This window comes from Natronosalvus amylolyticus (assembly GCF_024298845.1).
Classification (GTDB): domain Archaea; phylum Halobacteriota; class Halobacteria; order Halobacteriales; family Natrialbaceae; genus Natronosalvus; species Natronosalvus amylolyticus.
Genome location: NZ_CP101156.1, coordinates 648263 through 664684 on the forward strand (window position 1 = coordinate 648263; position 16422 = coordinate 664684).

The 16422-nt window shown below is 59.6% G+C and carries 13 protein-coding genes; 5 read left to right on the plus strand and 8 right to left on the minus strand.

Annotated elements, in window-relative coordinates; genetic code table 11:
* Window positions 1-53 precede the first annotated feature (53 nt).
* Window positions 54-3239 carry a carbamoyl-phosphate synthase large subunit gene (carB, locus tag NLK60_RS03075; protein ID WP_254809431.1) on the minus strand — a complete coding sequence of 1062 codons (3186 nt, stop codon included), beginning with the start codon at window positions 3237-3239 and terminating at the stop codon, window positions 54-56.
* Window positions 3240-3478: 239 nt separating this feature from the next.
* Here carB and NLK60_RS03080 point away from each other — a divergent pair, with 239 nt between their 5' ends.
* The gene (locus NLK60_RS03080) at window positions 3479-6259 is read left to right on the plus strand and encodes a PAS domain S-box protein (protein ID WP_254809432.1); all 2781 of its coding nucleotides are present in this window, start codon (window positions 3479-3481) and stop codon (window positions 6257-6259) included.
* 137 nt (window positions 6260-6396) lie between these two features.
* Here the strand turns inward: NLK60_RS03080 and NLK60_RS03085 are convergent, their stop codons facing one another.
* From NLK60_RS03085 to NLK60_RS03105, 5 genes are all read right to left on the minus strand, one after another.
* Window positions 6397-6930, minus strand: coding sequence for a DUF5815 family protein (locus NLK60_RS03085; RefSeq protein WP_254809433.1), 534 nt, complete (start codon window positions 6928-6930; stop codon window positions 6397-6399).
* Between the two features lie 217 nt (window positions 6931-7147).
* Window positions 7148-8191 carry a DUF7847 domain-containing protein gene (locus NLK60_RS03090; protein ID WP_254809434.1) on the minus strand — a complete coding sequence of 348 codons (1044 nt, stop codon included), beginning with the start codon at window positions 8189-8191 and terminating at the stop codon, window positions 7148-7150.
* 2 nt (window positions 8192-8193) lie between these two features.
* Entirely contained in the window at window positions 8194-8604 is a 411-nt protein-coding gene (locus NLK60_RS03095) for a DUF7124 domain-containing protein (protein ID WP_254809435.1), read from the minus strand.
* 90 nt (window positions 8605-8694) lie between these two features.
* The gene (locus NLK60_RS03100) at window positions 8695-8922 is read right to left on the minus strand and encodes a hypothetical protein (RefSeq protein WP_254809436.1); all 228 of its coding nucleotides are present in this window, start codon (window positions 8920-8922) and stop codon (window positions 8695-8697) included.
* Window positions 8923-9000: 78 nt separating this feature from the next.
* Complete coding sequence (locus NLK60_RS03105; RefSeq protein ID WP_254809437.1) at window positions 9001-10239, minus strand: NAD(P)/FAD-dependent oxidoreductase; 1239 nt, start codon at window positions 10237-10239, stop codon at window positions 9001-9003.
* 336 nt (window positions 10240-10575) lie between these two features.
* On the opposite strand from NLK60_RS03105, the gene NLK60_RS03110 reads away from it, so the two are divergent.
* On the plus strand, window positions 10576-11172 hold the full coding sequence (locus NLK60_RS03110; protein ID WP_254809438.1) for a DUF6149 family protein: 597 nt from the start codon (window positions 10576-10578) through the stop codon (window positions 11170-11172).
* 180 nt (window positions 11173-11352) lie between these two features.
* Here NLK60_RS03110 and NLK60_RS03115 read toward each other — a convergent pair whose 3' ends face one another.
* A complete protein-coding gene (locus tag NLK60_RS03115; RefSeq protein WP_254809439.1) occupies window positions 11353-12645 on the minus strand; it encodes an RNA-guided endonuclease InsQ/TnpB family protein in 1293 nt (430 codons plus the stop codon).
* A 220-nt stretch (window positions 12646-12865) separates the two neighbouring features.
* On the opposite strand from NLK60_RS03115, the gene NLK60_RS03120 reads away from it, so the two are divergent.
* The 3 genes from NLK60_RS03120 to NLK60_RS03130 all read left to right on the plus strand — a co-directional run bounded on the left by NLK60_RS03120 (window position 12866) and on the right by NLK60_RS03130 (window position 15280).
* A complete protein-coding gene (locus NLK60_RS03120) occupies window positions 12866-14161 on the plus strand; it encodes an MFS transporter (protein WP_254809440.1) in 1296 nt (431 codons plus the stop codon).
* A gap of 194 nt (window positions 14162-14355) precedes the next feature.
* On the plus strand, window positions 14356-14733 hold the full coding sequence (locus NLK60_RS03125; RefSeq protein ID WP_254809441.1) for a hypothetical protein: 378 nt from the start codon (window positions 14356-14358) through the stop codon (window positions 14731-14733).
* Window positions 14734-14794: 61 nt separating this feature from the next.
* Window positions 14795-15280: an 8-oxo-dGTP diphosphatase gene (locus tag NLK60_RS03130; RefSeq protein WP_254809442.1), complete on the plus strand. Its 486-nt coding sequence runs from the start codon at window positions 14795-14797 to the stop codon at window positions 15278-15280.
* A 24-nt stretch (window positions 15281-15304) separates the two neighbouring features.
* Here the strand turns inward: NLK60_RS03130 and NLK60_RS03135 are convergent, their stop codons facing one another.
* A complete protein-coding gene (locus NLK60_RS03135; RefSeq protein ID WP_254810415.1) occupies window positions 15305-16276 on the minus strand; it encodes a quinone oxidoreductase family protein in 972 nt (323 codons plus the stop codon).
* Window positions 16277-16422: the final 146 nt, after the last annotated feature.

Here is a 16422-nt window from a genome sequence, read left to right on the forward strand (position 1 = left end):
CCCGGGCGTCCGGTTTCACGCAAGGGTCGACAGTTGGACGGTGACGAGCGTCCTTACTGACCCCACTCAGCCACGCGGTGTGGGCGGTCGCTCACGGCGGCGACCTCGAAATCGGCACTGCTCGTTCCGTCCCCGACGTACGCCTGCAGACCCTCCAGGTACGCGCGGGCACTAGCTTCCGTCGACAGGTACGGAATGTCCTCTTCGACGGCCATCTCGAGGGTGTCGCGGTCGTGGCTGACGACGAAATCGACCTCGCCTTTCCTGATAGCGGCGGGGACATCGTCGAACTCGGCGATATCGAAGAACTCCTCGAAGCCGTCGACGTCGAGGTCGATGACGGCCGTGCCGCCGGTGACGTCGTTGTACGCCGCCTGCTGTCCTTTCCAGTAGGCGATGCCGAACGTGCTGGCCGTCCCCATCACTTCGCCGGTCGATTTCATCTCTGGGCCAAGCCGTGGGTCACTGCCCGGCAAGCGGTCGAACGGCAGGACGACCTCCTTGATCGAGGTGTGCTCTGGAATCTGTTCTTCGACACCGAGGTCGGCAAGCGACTCACCGGCCATGACCTTCGCTGCCAGTTTGGCGATCGGGACGCCCGTCGCCTTCGAGACGAATGGGACGGTACGCGAGGAGCGCGGATTGGCCTCGAGCACGTACACCTCGACGTCGCCGTCCTCGAGTCCTGTCACTGCCAGCTGGACGTTCAGCAAGCCGACGGTCTCGAGGGCCGTCGCGATGTCTTCGGTAACCTCGCGAACGCGGGCCAGTGCGTCAGCATCGAGCGAACGGGGCGGAATCATACAGGCCGAGTCGCCGGAGTGGACGCCGGCGCTCTCGACGTGTTCCATAATACCGCCGATGAGGACGTCCTCTCCGTCGGAGACGGCGTCGACGTCCAGTTCGACTGCACCTTCGAGGAACTGGTCGACCAGGATTGGTTTGTCCGGGCTGACGCGGACGGCTTCCTCGATGTAGGTCTCGAGTTCGTCGTCGTCGTAGACCACGCGCATGGCGCGACCACCGAGGACGTACGACGGGCGAACGAGCACGGGGTATCCCAGGTCGTGTGCGAGGTCGAACGCTTCCTCGCGGCTGTAGGCAGCCCCGCCTTCGGGCTGGGCGATACCGAGTTCGTCCATCAACTGGTTGAAGCGGTCGCGGTCCTCGGCGAGGTCCATCGCCTCGACGCTCGTTCCCATGACCGTACACGCGAGGCCACGGCGCTCGAGTTCGTCCTCGAGGGGTTCCCCGATGTCCACGGAGGTCTGGCCGCCGAACTGGACCATGACACCGTCGGCCCCGGTAGCTTCGACCACGTCGGCAACCTCTTCGGCAGTGATCGGCTCGAAGAAGAGGCCGTCGGAGGTGTCGTAATCCGTCGAGACGGTTTCGGGATTGTTGTTCACAACGTGGGCGTCGATGCCCATCTCGCGCAGCGCGCGGACGGCGTGGACGGCACAGTAGTCGAATTCGACACCCTGACCGATACGGATCGGGCCGCCACCGACGACGACGACGCTTTCGACGTCGGTGTCGACCTGCACTTCATCGTGGGCGATTGGCGAGGGACCTGACTCGAGGGCGTCTCGAGCGGAGTAATAATACGGTGTCGAGGCGGCGAACTCGCCGGCACAGGTGTCGACCTGTTTGAACGTCCGCTCGGGAGCGACCGATTCGACCGCACCCACGTCAGCGCCGGCCTGAGCGGCTACCTGCTGGTTGGTGTAGCCGAGTTCCGCGGCTTCCTCGAAATTCCCGTCGGCAGCGGCGACTGCCGCATCGGCTATCTTTTCGAAACGCTCCACGTACCACTCGTAGATACCGGTAAGCGCACAGATGTCGTCGACGGTGTAGCCGCGTTCGAACGCCTCGAAGATGGCGTACGGGCGGTCCGGAGTGGGCGTCTCGAGGTAGTCGGCCTCGAGTTCGTCGTCGGGGACATCGGCCCAGTCGACGCTCGGGTCGTACTCGCTCGAGCGCAGCGCTTTCAGCATGGATTCTTCGAAGGTTCGACCGATGGCCATCGCCTCGCCGGTCGATTTCATCGCAGTACCGAGTTCGAAGTCGACGTCTTCGAACTTGTCCTTGGGCCAGCGTGGAACCTTGGTGACGACGTAGTCGATAGCCGGCTCGAAGGCGGCTGTCGTCTGACCGGTGATCTCGTTTTCGATTTCGTGGAGTCGCTTGCCGAGCGCGACCTTCGCGGTCACGCGGGCGATGGGGTAGCCGGTCGCTTTCGAGGCCAGCGCCGACGAACGGGAGACCCGAGGGTTGACCTCGACGACGCGGTATTCACCCCCTGGCGTGCCATCGTCGTGCCAGGCGAACTGGATGTTACAGCCGCCCTGGATGCCGAGTTCACGGATGACGTCGAGTGCAGCGGTGCGCATCTCCTGGTGACCGTCGTCAGGGATAACCTGTGAGGGCGTGACGACCGTCGACTCCCCGGTGTGGATGCCCATCGGGTCGATGTTCTCCATATTGCAGATGATGATACACGAGTCGTCGGCGTCGCGCATGACCTCGTACTCGAGTTCGACCCAGCCGGCGATGGATTCGGTAATGAGCACTTCGTTGTTTCGCGAGAGACGGAGTCCTTTGCGCACGCGGACGAGGAGTTCGTCCATCTCCTCGACGACGCCCGAACCGGAGCCACCCAGCGTGTAGGTCGTTCGGGCGATAACCGGCAGGCCGCCGACCTCGTCGACGGCGGCTTCAACCCGCTCTTTGAGGTCGTCTTCGCTCAACTCGATCACGGATTCGCCTTCCTCGAGCGAAATCGTCGTCGAGCGCGGCACCGGCTGGCCGATTTTCTCCATCCGCTGTCTGAACAGGTCGCGGTCCTCAGTCGCGTAAATGGTGTCCAACGGCGTGCCCATAATGTCGACGTCGTACTCCTCGAGGACCCCTTCCTCAGCGAGTTCGGCGGTCACGTTGAGCCCGGTCTGGCCGCCGAGACCGGCGATAACCCCGTCCGGACGTTCCTTCCGGATAATTTCGGCAATCGCCTCGGTGGTAATCGGTTCGATGTAGACGCGGTCGGCCATCTCGGGATCGGTCATGATCGTCGCCGGATTCGAGTTGACCAGCACGACGCGTGCGCCTTCTTCTTGCAGTGCACGACACGCCTGTGCTCCCGAGTAATCGAACTCTGCGGCCTGTCCGATCTGGATCGGTCCACTGCCGATCAACAGGATGGTGCGCCCGTCTGCCTCCGTTTGGGTCTCCGTACTCATTGGTCGTTGTCCTTCCGAAGTGTGCACATCGTAATAAGCACCACGAAATAGTGCGAATCTCGAAATGGAGTTTCGAAATTCGTATATCGGGCGCGAGTACACCGGAGACATGCGTGACGCGTCCAATAGGGCATGACCGTAGGACGCTTCACAGAGACGGTCGATCCGTGGGACGCTTCACAGAGAGTGTCGATGGCCGAATATCTTATACCACTTCCCAATAAGATATGGACAGCTAAATGGTCAGTGTCGATGACCGATGCAGGGTATCCCGTGAAACGACCAGCCTCGTCTACGTCGACACTGAGACGAACCGCGCCGTTGAGACGGGTGAACGGCTGGAAGCCGACCTCGATGTCGTCGTCGAAGCCGCGACCGATGTGAATACGGTGCTGTCTATTCTCGAGGAACACGAATTCGAGTGCCTGATAACGACAGAGAAATCCTCCGATGGTGATGGTCTCTCGCTCGTTCGAGCCGTCCGCCGTCGCTTCCCACAGTTACCGATCATTTTTGCCCCACTCGAGGGAAGTGAAACACTGGCGAGTGAGGCAATCGAGGCGGGGGTTAGTGCCTACGTTCCGTCAACAACTACACTCGACGGTACGGAATCGGGAAGCCGACTCGAGACCCTCTCTGCAAAAGTTTCGACGGTTCTCGATCAGTACGCAGAAGACCGATTTCGAGACGTCGACGCGATGCACGACGTCGCCATCGAATTCGAAACCTGCAACACCGAAGAGGGGGCGTATCAACTGGCAGTCGACGCCATGGTGCACGTCCTCGAGAGTGATGCAAGTGCCCTGTACATCGAACGAGACGGGCTGTTGTGGCCGTCTGCAGTCTCCGGCGACATTGCCGAGGAGTCCGAACCCTATGGACTCGACGAAGGCGTGGTCGGTCGGACGTATCAACACCACGAGTCTTCCATCGCCAATAACATCGAACACGACCACGGCGAGGAAGCGAAACCGATAGACGACACCATTCGGGCCGGCATCAGCATTCCAGTTGGCACCATCGGCGTCTTACAGGCAGTCTCCTCTACGCCGGGGGCGTTTAGCGAGCGCGATATGACGCTCGCCGAACTGCTCGCCGCCCACGTCTCCGCCGCCATCTCGCGGATTCGATCCGAACGAGCGGTTCGCCGTGAGCGAGACCGTTTCGCCGCACTATTCGAGAACGTACCCGACGGCGTGGTATTTACCGGAGAGGTTGGCAATAATACCATCGTCGATGTCAACCCGGCGTTCGAATCCATGTTCGGCTTCGACCGAGAGGCCTTACTCGGTAACTCACTCGATTCGATGATCGTTCCGGACGACGACGACCCCGTCGATATCTACGAAACTGCAGGTCTCGATTCGCTCATCACTCGAGAAGTAACGAGGCTCACGGCAAACGGGCCTCGAGAATTCCTCGGCCACGGGTTTGCAATCGAACTCGAGGACACCATCCACGAGTACGCCATATATACTGACATTACCGAACGAAAACAACGGGAGCGTGAGCTCGAACAGTATCATACGCTCGTCGAAACGGTTGGTGACCCGATGTATATTCTCGGTCCCGAGGGGACCATCGATGTCGTGAACGATGCTATGGTGGATGCACTCGGCGTCAGTCGGCGAGACGTGGTCGGACAGCACGTCTCACAGTTCTTGCCGGAGGAGTCTGTCGAAGAAGCGATCAAAACCCTCTCCGAGATTCTGACAGACGACGAGCAAGAATGGGGAACCTTCGAGCTCGAGTTCATGACCGCTGACAGCGAACCCCGGGTCGTCGAGGCGAACGTCGCCCCGATCACCGACGATGGTGAGATGGTTGGCAGTGTGGGCGTGTTTCGGGATATCGGCGACAGAAAACGACGCGAACGCCGTATCCGTGCCCTTCACGATGGAACGCGACAATTGATGGCTGCAGCGGACGCCGAAGAAGTGGCCCACGTTGGCTGTTCGATCGCGACCGAAGTACTCGATTACAAAATAAACGGCGTTCACTGGTACGACGAAGAACGTGACGCGCTCGTTCCGGTTGCCGTCTCAGAACACGTAAGCGACGTGCTCGGTGAGCCACCGGTCATCAATCGGAACGAAGGGCTCGCCTGGGACGCCTTCGAAGCAGGTGAACCGATGGCTCACGGCGACGTTCGATTCCGTGACGGCGTACGCAACCCGGAGACCTCGGTCAAGAGCGAGGCACACTTGCCACTCGGAGAGTATGGTGTCCTCGTCGTGGCGTCCACCGAACGCAACGACTTCGACCGTGAATCACTGGCCCTCGCAAATATTCTCGCCGCAAACATCGAAGCCGCAATGGAGCGAGCCGAACGCGAAGGCGAACTCGAGGCTCGTCGGGCCGAACTTGAGCGACAGAACAACCGCCTCGAATCGTTCGCCGGAACGGTCTCACACGATCTCAGGAACCCGATAACGCTCGCCACGGGACACCTCGAGCTAGCCCTCGAGGCGGCCGACGACCCCATCGAAGGACACCTCGAGGAAGTCGACTGGGCGCTCGGTCGGATGAACGACCTGATCGACGACGTGCTCGCGCTGGCCAGAAGCGGAAAGGAGTTGTCCGAGACCGAAGCGGTCGATCTGAAATCGGTGACAACCGAAGCCGCGCGGACGGTCGATCCGGACCTTGCCGTGTCGATCGATGACTCGTTACCAACGATACAGGCCGATAGAAACCGGCTGCTCGTCCTGTTCGAAAACCTGTTCCGAAACAGTATCGAACACGGCGGCGAGGCGGTCACGGTTACTGTCGGTCCCACCTCCGATGGGTTTTACGTGGCTGACGATGGACCCGGCATTCCCGAAAACGAACGCGAAAAGGTCCTCGAGTCCGGCTATACGACCCATCCAGAAGGAACCGGCTTTGGGCTCGCCATCGTTTCTGAAGTCGTCGACGCACACGACTGGTCGATTTCGATTGCGAACAGCGACGCCGGCGGTGCCCGGTTCGATATCGACGTCGAAGGGCGTCACTCGGATCGACGAGCCGGTGACGACTGATCTCCCCCGTTGTGGTGTATATCGTTACCGATCATTCCCGACTTGAGGAGGTCGGCTCGAGAGACGGCCCCTCAGAGCACGGCTGTTGAGGAAGGATATCGACGGTTGACGGATACGACCTATCGAACTCCCCGATTCTAGACCGGGGTGTCGAACTCGTCTGAGAAATCACGCATGTCGCGATACTGGTCGACGAATGCCTCGACGTCGAACTCCCGCATCTGTTGTTCGAACTCCGAAGTCGTGGTGTCGTCTTCGGCGTGGCTCACCGCATGCTCCATCAACTCGACGAGCAACTCGACGATGATGACGTGTACTCGTCGGGCTCGAAAGTCGGTGACCCACAACAAGGTGTAGCCGACTGCCCCATCTTCTGCAGCGTCGTGAACGACGACGTCGTCGGGGAATTCTTCCATGACGATGCCCATGATGTGTGGCGTGCCGAACTCGTCGAAGTCGTCTGCTGTCTCGACGGTCTCTCGCAAGATCGAAACGAGGGACTCCGGGACGAATCGAGACGGTGGATGGACGTCTGTCACCACGGCGTGTCGTTCGCCACAGGTGCAACTGTACTCGCGCATCCCCAGGTCGATATCGTGTGGGTCGAGCGTCTCTCCACAGGGCAACTCGAGACGGGTGGTATCGCCACCTGGGACGCGGGGTTCGGCCATTAGGGTGATTTTGGCCGCGTTCCTCATAAGCCCGACGACTGCACGACAACGGAGTGGACAACACAGCCGATCTACAGGGGAACAAGGCGAGTGCCTCGGGACCGTTCGGAGGATCTTCCGTGACTGAGCGAAGCAAAGATTCACGATGTCCGCGAAACCGATGGTTTCGCTTGAAACGAGACGCTCCGCGTCTCGAGCCACTCGAGCCCGAGGCAATTCACGGGAGCAACTCGTCGTCGATACCGTCCCACTTCTCCGCCTGCGTCGCTCGGTATCGACGAACCTGATCGAAGCCGCTCGAGAGCAATGCCAGCGCGTAGCCCCACGCGAGTGCGCCGAAGGCGACGTTGATCAGTTCACCCACAACAGGATAGGCCTCGAGAGCGAGGACGAACATCGCGCCCACGGAGCTGATGGTGACGTAACTCAGGACGATGGCTGCCACCAGTGCGAACGTTCGGAGCCAGGATTCACGCGTCGTCTCGAAGCTCCGTTTCATCGCTTCGAGGACTCCGATACGTTCGGTCGCCAGATAGGGGTGGGTGAACGCGAACGCCGTCGCCAGGAAGAGCCCGGGAAGGATGAAAAGTGCGAGCCCAACACCCACGATGAAGGCACCGACGATCGCAGCACCGACACCTACCAGTGTGGTTCGACCGATCGACGCGTTCCACGTCAGGCTACCGTCCTGCTCTGCCAACGGCTTCGACGCTCGTTCCTCAAATGGGTTGGCAGCCTTAGATTGGGTTTCCCAGTCGTTCGGTGCTGGTGAATCCCAGTCTGAAAGGACTTCGCTGGATGTCGACGAGGATGCGGTCGAATCAGCCGGCTGGTGTGCTTGCTCAGCTGGACGTGGCTCCTCACTCGAGGTGGGTTCACCGCCTTCGTGACCATCGTTGGGTCCTTGTTTTCGACCATCCGTACTGCCATCTTCACGGCCGTCCATGGAGGGTGACTCTGCCAGCACACGGAAGAACACCATCGAGACGGTAACCCCACCGACGAGCATCACCAGCCAGAGCACCATCGACAATCCGAGCGGAATGTCGAGCGCCATCGGTAACACCTCCGGAGCGACTTCCTCACCCAGTGGCAGTTCGGTTTCCTCGAGGAGCTCTCGCTGGGCTGCAAGCTGGCTCTGGAGTCCGACGAGCATGAGTAACTGCACTGCAAACAGTGCGCCGAGACCGACCAGGGCCTCGCGGGTGCTGAGTCGCGAAAAGCCGTCGTCAATCGCTTCGAGAACCGATAGCGGTGCCATCCCTATGGCCAGTCGTCTCGGACGTCTTCGTCTGCTCTCTCCCCTGCGCTTGACTCCTCCGTGAGGGTCCACTCGGCGGCTTCGGCCGCATCTTCGACGTGCAAGAATTCCCAGTCGACTTCATCCGCCAGCGCTTCGTCGTCTTCGTCGACGCCCACGAATACGTGGCGCTCGGTGTCGAACTGGCCTTTGACGCTCTCGAGGCTTTCGGCTTTGCCCCGCGGTCCCGAGAAGAAATCCTGTCGAACCCGATTCTTTCGCGTGAAGTTCGTGACGACGTACGTCGGTTCCTCGGAAACGACGCCGACGTATTTGCTCCAGCCACGTGCATCGTCGAACACCGCTTCGGGGGAAGCGAGTGCTTTCAGGGCCTCGAGTTCGAACGCGAGTGTCATATCGCTGCCGCCGTTCATACTCGAGCGGTGTCGCTCACCCGGCAAAACCGCTTCGATACACCACTCGAACGCGTATTTGTGGCCACCACTCGCACGCGTGATTGTGTCTTATAAACCAGCGACGGTGTAATACTCGGTGTACACGATGGTTTCTCCCTCGATAAGGTCGTGATCACCCGGGTCGATCATCGATTTCCCCTCGAGGAGGGCCAGAACGGTCGTCAGCGTCTCGTCCGGGAGCTGGTCGATGTGACGAACGCGCGGTGTGGGAGTTCCCGCATTCGTCTGATGGAGACGAACTGATCCCTGATCGTGATTCGTGTCACTCGTAGCCATGTTCATTGTTAGCAATGGTTCTGGCGATGCATAAATGTTCGCCTCTCGGCCGGTGACACGAACGAAGAGAAAAGAGCGTTACTGTCCCTGGGTCGGCGCGAGATTGTCGAGATCGACCTGTTTCTCGAGGAGGACGTCCGCCTGATCGGCGACGACGCGTTGCTCGCGCATCAGTTGCTTGAGTTTACTCTGGGCAGACAGGTCACCGATGAGGACGCCGCCGACCACTTTGCCGTCTTTGAACGCGATACGCCGCCACTCGGTATCGGAGTACCGCCGTTCTGCGTGGTCGTCACCGATGGTCGGGTGACCAAACGAGAGGAATGGGAAGTCAAAGTGTGTGATCGAGTACGAGGAGACCCATTCGAAGGCTTCCGCTTCGTCGTCTGCAGCCATGTTGGTGCCCGCGACACGACCCTGTTCTTTGGCCGAGCCCCACGATCCGTTCTGGGCCTGGTCACCAACCAGAACGTCGTAAAACCGGGTGAGATCGCCGGCTGCGTACACGTCCTCGACGTTCGTTTGCATGAACTCGTCGACGACGATGCCGTTGTCCTGTTCGATGTCGGTATCCCGAAGGAACTCTGTGTTGAACGTCAACCCGATAGCGACGCCGGCAAAGTCACACGGATAGTGCTCTCCGTTGGCGTCGATAGCCGCCTCGACGTGGCCTTCGTCGTCGACTTCGAACTCGCTGACGCCGCTGTCGAAAACCGGTTCGACGCCGACGTCACGCATCCCTTCGTGCATAATTTCGGCACCGTCGGCAGAGAGTGCATAGCGCCACCAGCGGTCACCGCGCATGATGTATTTGCCGTCGACGTCCTGGGAGCCACAGACGGCAGCGAAATCGATGCCGAGCAGTCCGGCACCGACGATAACGGCGTCATCGGCTGCTTCGGCGCTCTCGCGGATTTTGCGGGCATCCTGGAACGTCCAGAAGTGGTGAATGCCCTCGGCGTCACTGTTCTCGACGGGCAACTGCGTCGGCGTCCCACCCGTCGCGATCAGGAGTTTGTCGTAGGGGATGTCGTCTTTTTCGTGGGTCCGAACGATGTGTTCGTCCGTATCGACGGTCACGACGTGAGTGTTCAATGAAAGCTCGATATCGCGCTCTTCGTACCACTCCTCGTCGTGGATCGAGATCGGCGCCTCCGGCAGTTTGCCCTTTGCGTGTTCTTTGATCAGAATGCGATTGTACAGTGGCTCACCCTCATCGGTAATGACGGTTATCGAAGACTCCGGGTCCTCCTCCCGAAGTGTCTCTGCAGCCGAGCTGCCAGAGATACCGTCCCCGATGATGACGTACTCGGTCATACCCGGAATCTTTGCAATGGGGGTTAAAGTGGGTTGCTATCTGATTCATCGTTTCGAGTACTGATTTCGTGTACATATTGCCACTTTATACCGCACAAAGGGATCGAGAGACGGATACCTGCCTGGTCGGGTTGTCCTCCTAATGTCTGCTCTGGTCCGGGCGGCGCACACTTACTTTCATTATTTGTGTATTTTACTATGATTACCTAACCAAAGGCGACGTGAATTACGCTTTATGTATACTGATTCCTCGTGACCGGCTTTCGTCTCAAACGAGTCAAATTCCTGGCTTTCCCACTCCACATCGCTCAATAGTGTTCGATACATAGTGGGCATATGAAGCTCCGCCAAAACGCACGCCATTTCGCCTCGAGAAAAGCCCTCGAGACGCCAGTTATCCGATCAGTTGCCGTGTCCGGACTCGTCCGCCTCCATACGTCGGTTTTCTCGAAAAAGGCCGATCCGGAACACGCCGAAGAACGAAAAGACCACCTCGATGGGCTGTTCGAAGCGACGATGGACACCTACCTCGAGGCACTCCGGGCGGGGTACTCAGAGGCCGAAGCGCGTGAGATCACCCACATTCAGGCGAACTTCGACTTCTACAACCACGGCTGGACCGAAATGATGGAGTTCCCAGCCGACGAACTCGAGGCGCACTACGATCGCTATCATGACTTTTTCGACACCTGGGGAATCACCATCGCCGAACCCCTCGGTGAGTTCAAACCGGACGGCGGCCTGCCGTTTGCACCCTCGACGCCCGAGAAACTCGAGAATCCCGTCCACCCACACGCAGAAGGCGGCTTCGCCGACGACGCGTACGTCGAAGGTCCCGACGGCGAGTTGATCGTTGGCGGTCAGGACGAACCCGAAGACGTCGACGTCTCGAAAGCCGTCGGCGTCAACGAGGGCGACCTCGAGGACGAGTAAACCCCGTTTTTGTATTTGATGACCGGCATTCCCAGCTATTCTGCTGTGGAACTGAGTGGCCTCCCAAACCTGCACGGGTGCGTGAAACCGTTTGCTGTTGTCCGGTTTCACGCATGGGTCGACGGTTGGGAGGTACTGAGCGGCGGCCACAATCATCTCAACAGAGTGAACTACCCCGCCCTACTCAGCAACGCTTCGCGTTGCTTCCTTGAGGGCGGGGCTTCCTGCTTCTGTGACGCGACTTGCATCTACAACGATGGACGAATACTCGCCACCGTCAGTAGACACAGCGGTCGCAGTCTCCACAGACGTTTCTTCGGAGTGAACCACTCCTAGTTTCGAGAGTCCTCGTGAGAGGACGTTCAGAGCCGCATTCCAATCCCTATCGAGTTCGAACCCACACGTCGGGCACGAATGTTCACGAACCCACAACGGTTTCCGCGTCTCCATGCCGCACGACGCGCATTCCTTAGTCGTCCCACGAGGATTAACGGACACGACGTGACATCCGTTCTTGTCGCCGTGGTGTTCGAGGATGGTGATAAAGTCTCGCCAGCCAACTTCGGCCTTGTTCCGCGCATTCTCCTGAGATTCGAGCATCCCCTTGACGTTGAGGTTCTCGACGATCACGGCATCGTACTCAGTGGTGTAGAAGTGTGCGAGCTTGTGTTTGTAATCGCGTTTCATGTTCGACATTCGCGCGTGGATCTCCGCAACGCGACGCCGTTGTCTCTCCCAGTTGTTGGACTCGTACTCCTTGCGGGAGAGCGAGCGTTGCTCGCGTTCGAGCCGTTCTCGGTCAGCCGAGAGGTCAAGTCGTCCTATCGAACGTCCGTCAGAGTCGTGAATGAAGTGAAGTACGCCGAGGTCGAGTCCCACAGTATTCTCGGCGTCGATGCCTTCAGCATCCGGTTTCTCGGGTTCTTTGGTCTTGATACAGAATGAGACGTACCACGCCCCCGTGGGTTCTTTCTTGAGCGTGACTTCTTTGATTTGCTCGTGGTCTGGAAGGTCACGATGGAGACGGATTGGAATCTCGCGGGTTTCTCCCTTGAGTTTCTTGAGTGTGAGGAGTCCGCGACCAGTCGGGCCACTCTTCTTGTCGAGTTCGAAGCCTGATTGTCGGTACGTGAAACTCCTGTACTCTCGCGGTTTCTTCCAGTTCAACGACCCCACGTCGTATCCTTTGGCTTTGAGCTTTCCGAGGTTCTGGATGTTGTCGCGGATACGCTCAACAGCCTTCTGGAGAACAGTGGAGTAGACCTGTTTCAGGTCTGTCCACCATTCTTTCATCGCGGGGAGCGTGTCTCTGACCATCCAGACACGCTGGCGGAGCGTGCCCGCGTCTTCGGGTATCTGGGCAAACTCGTTGAGAGCGTGGTTGTACAGTTGTCGCACGGTGTTTCGTTGCCAGTCCATCGCTTCGCGTTGCTCCGTGGTGGGGAGCAAGCGGTAGCGGGGACTGTACATCATACGACGTGTCAATCCGTACGAAGTGCGGTGTATTAATAATGCGGATTGGCGTGTCTGTGAACCGTACGGGCGCTGTATCCCCTCCCTACTCCCTCTCTACCGTTCGCTCCTTGAGGAAGGGGGCTTAGCGCCCTCTCTTTCAGCTAACCCGAGTGACGATGCCGATTTCCACACCGCTAAGTAGTCTGGCGCCAGCCGTTGGGATAGAATACACGCCCGTATGTCACTCAATTCGAACGATCGATCGATTGCCGGCTTCACGATGGCCGGGCACGCGCTGGTTCACTGGTTCGAAACCGCAATCCCCATCTTTCTGGTCGTCTGGTTGGCCGAGTTCGACGTCTCGGTCGTTCTGATCGGCCTCATCGTTGCGCTCGGCTATGCCCCGTTCGGTCTCGGCGCCCTTCCGGGCGGCATCCTTGCCGACCGATACGGGCCGAAACGACTCATCGTCCTCTGTCTCGCCGGGATGAGCCTCGCTTTCGGGGTGCTTGCCGCCGCTTCCCTGCTCGAGTCGATTTACGCCATCGCCGTCGGGTTGCTTCTGTGGGGAATCGCCGCCAGTATCTACCATCCCGCCGGTCTCGCCCTGATCAGTACGGGCGTCGAAGAGCGGGGCACTGTCTTCGCCTGGCACGGCATCGCCGGCAACGTCGGCATCGCGCTCGGTCCCTTCGTCGCCGCGACGCTGTTGATTTTCCTCGAGTGGCCCGTCGTCGCCGCCTTGCTCGCGATTCCCGGCATACTGGCCGTCGTATACGGATTGGCGGCCCAGTTCGATTCGACCGCAGCGGTCGCAGACGATGTCGACGCCGGTCCTGACGAGGCGCTCTCGCTCTCGGATCTCGTCACGAATTCCCGGGCTCTCTTCGCCAGCGCCTTCGCCATCGTGTTCGTCATCGTCACCTTCGAAGGCCTGTTCTACCGTGGTGTGCTCACCTACCTTCCCGAGATCATGCACGGGCTACCTGCTATCGAGGGACTGGTCGTTCCGGACGCCCTCGAGGCCTACGATATCGAGCCAGAGTTCTACATTTACGTCGGCTTGCTCGTCGTCGGTATGGGTGGACAGTACGCTGGCGGGAAACTGACCGATACGATCCCGGCTGCCCGTGGACTGGCTGGCATGTTCGCCATCCTTGCCGTACTCGCGTTAGCGTTCGTTCCCGTCTCCAATCTCGGACTGGGTCCGCTGCTCATCCTCTGTGCTGTACTGGGATTTTTCCTATTTGCGATTCAACCGTTCTATCAGAACGCAGTCGCCGTCTACACCCCGCCTGATACGCGCGGGCTCTCTTACGGCTACACCTACCTCGGCGAGTTCGGACTCGGTGCCGCCAGCATCGCCATCGGTGGCTTCGTCCTCGGGGAGTTGAGCGTGACCGCTTTCTTCGTCGTTATCTCGAGTTTCGCCCTCGCCGGTAGCGCGTTGTCGGTCGCGCTGGCACTCGGCCTCGACCGTATGTTCGACCGCTTCGAGACGGAACCGGCAGCCGAAGCCGAGGCCGAGGCCTAAAGCATTGACATCCTCCCGCGCCTGAAGACGCGGGTATGCGCTCGCACTATGTATCAGCGAGAATTCCACGAGCCCGACCCCTAGTCGTTCACCAGCAGTTGTACCGACACCCCGGACTCGAGAGTCGAGTCTGGACCGATTGATTCGAGTCGTGCACCAATCGTTTTTTGTGGCCCACACGCTCAGTATCTGTTATGAGCGATTCCACGAAACAAGCACTGACGGTCGGGATGGCGATTGGCGGTGTTCTGGTCCTGCTCGGTATCCTCGCGTACGTGATAACTGATTTCGCCAGTATAACTGCGCTCATCCCCGCCTTCTTTGGCGCCGTGTTTGTCGCCATCGGTGCTCTGGGTGACAAAACCGTTGGCGTGAAACCAGCACTCTACGCCCTTGGTGGCCTCTCCGCACTCGCGATAGCGGGCAGTCTTCGAGGTGTACCGGACATGCTCGAGCTCGCAACGGGTGGGAGTGTCGATGCACCCGTCGCAATCGCGGCCCAGGGGGCGATGATCCTCTGTAGCTTGATCATGTTGGTGTTCGTAATCAAAGCACTTGCGAAAGAACAGTAGGCGCCCACGGGACCCAACCAGAGACCAAACCAGTTTTCTCAACTCACCCGAAGGCAGGAGTATGATCGAATCCACGCTCTGTTTCGTCCTCGAGGACGAACAGGTCCTGTTGATCGAAAAGCGTCGTGGCCTGGGTGAAGGGTGGTACAACGGTCCCGGCGGTAAACTCGAGAACGGCGAGACGCCTCGCGAGTGCGCCGTGCGAGAAGTTAAAGAGGAAGTCGGACTCGAGGTCCCACTCGAGAGTGTAGAAAAAGCGGGGCACCTGACGTTCACGCTCGACGGCGAGGATCACATCGAGACCCACGTGTTTCGCACGTGGGAGTACGCCGGAACACCGCAAACGACACCCGAGGCGTACCCCGAGTGGGTCCCGTTCGAAGACGTTCCCTACGACCAGATGTGGGACGATGACAGATACTGGCTCCCAGAGGTTCTCGAGGGAGATACCGTCGAAGCCACGTTCGAATTCGAAGGGGGTGCACCGCTGGACGAAGCAGATCTCGTCGCACAGGACCTCGAGTTTGGAGTCGATTTCGAGGTGTAACCGGAACGCACCGGCTCGAATCCTCTACGGGACGAGGACGACTTTCCCCGTACTCTTTCGGTCCTCGATGAACTGGTGCGCCTCGGCCGCCTCCTCGAGGGCGAAGGTTTCGCCGACGATGACCTCGAGTTCGCCGTCGCTGAGCCCCTGTGTCAGGTCTGGAATCGCCTTCATGATCCGGTTTGGATCGTGGCGCGAGGCTTGACCGAGATGGAATCCGATTACGGATTTGTTCTCGAACAACAATCGCTGGTTCTGTGCACTCGCGGGGACGCCGCTGGCAACCCCGTAGGTGACGAGTCGACCGAAGTGGGCGAGTGCATCGAGGCTGTGATCGAACACGTCGTCGCCCACGCTCTCGAGAACCAGGTCGACACCCACGCCATCCGTTTCGGCGTCTACGACGTCACGGAAGTCCGTCTCCGTGTACTGGATCGGGTGATCGCAGCCGAGGTCTGCCGCAAGCTCGAGTTTCTGCTCCGTGCTGGCCGTCCCAAACACTGTCGCGCCCGCTCTCGAGGCCAACTGGACCGCAGCCGTGCCAACGCCACCGGCAGCGGCCTGGATGAGGACGGATTCGCCTTCCTCGAGGCCGCCCCACTCGAACAGACAGGAGTGGGCCGTCAGAAACTGAACGGGGAAGCCGGCGGCTTCCTCGAAACTCATCCCGTCGGGGATGGGCAAGAGCATCTGTGCGTTTGCCGTCACGTACTCGGCGTAGCCGCCCCCGTTGAGCATTCCGACGACTCGGTCGCCTTCGCTCAATCCGACACCATCACCCGTCGCGTGAACGGTTCCGGCGGCCTCCATGCCTGGCACGTAGGCTGGTTCTGGTCCACCGGGGTACAGTCCCCGACGCTGCATTATGTCTGCAAAGTTGATTCCCGCCGCCTCGACCTCGATACGCACTTCCCCAGGTCCGGGCTCTGGAATATCGCGTTCGACGACCTCGAGCACGTCGCTATCACCGTAGGAGCCGACTTCGATTGCGTCCATTGGAGACATACTGAAACCTATCTATACGGTGTGGTTTCGACGCTCATAAAGAACAGAGAACCGGAGAAAACCGGTGTACTGTTGGGTTGTTCGCGTAATCGATCGTCTTCGAGGATATCGTCGTCGACCTCCCAATTTCCCGCCAC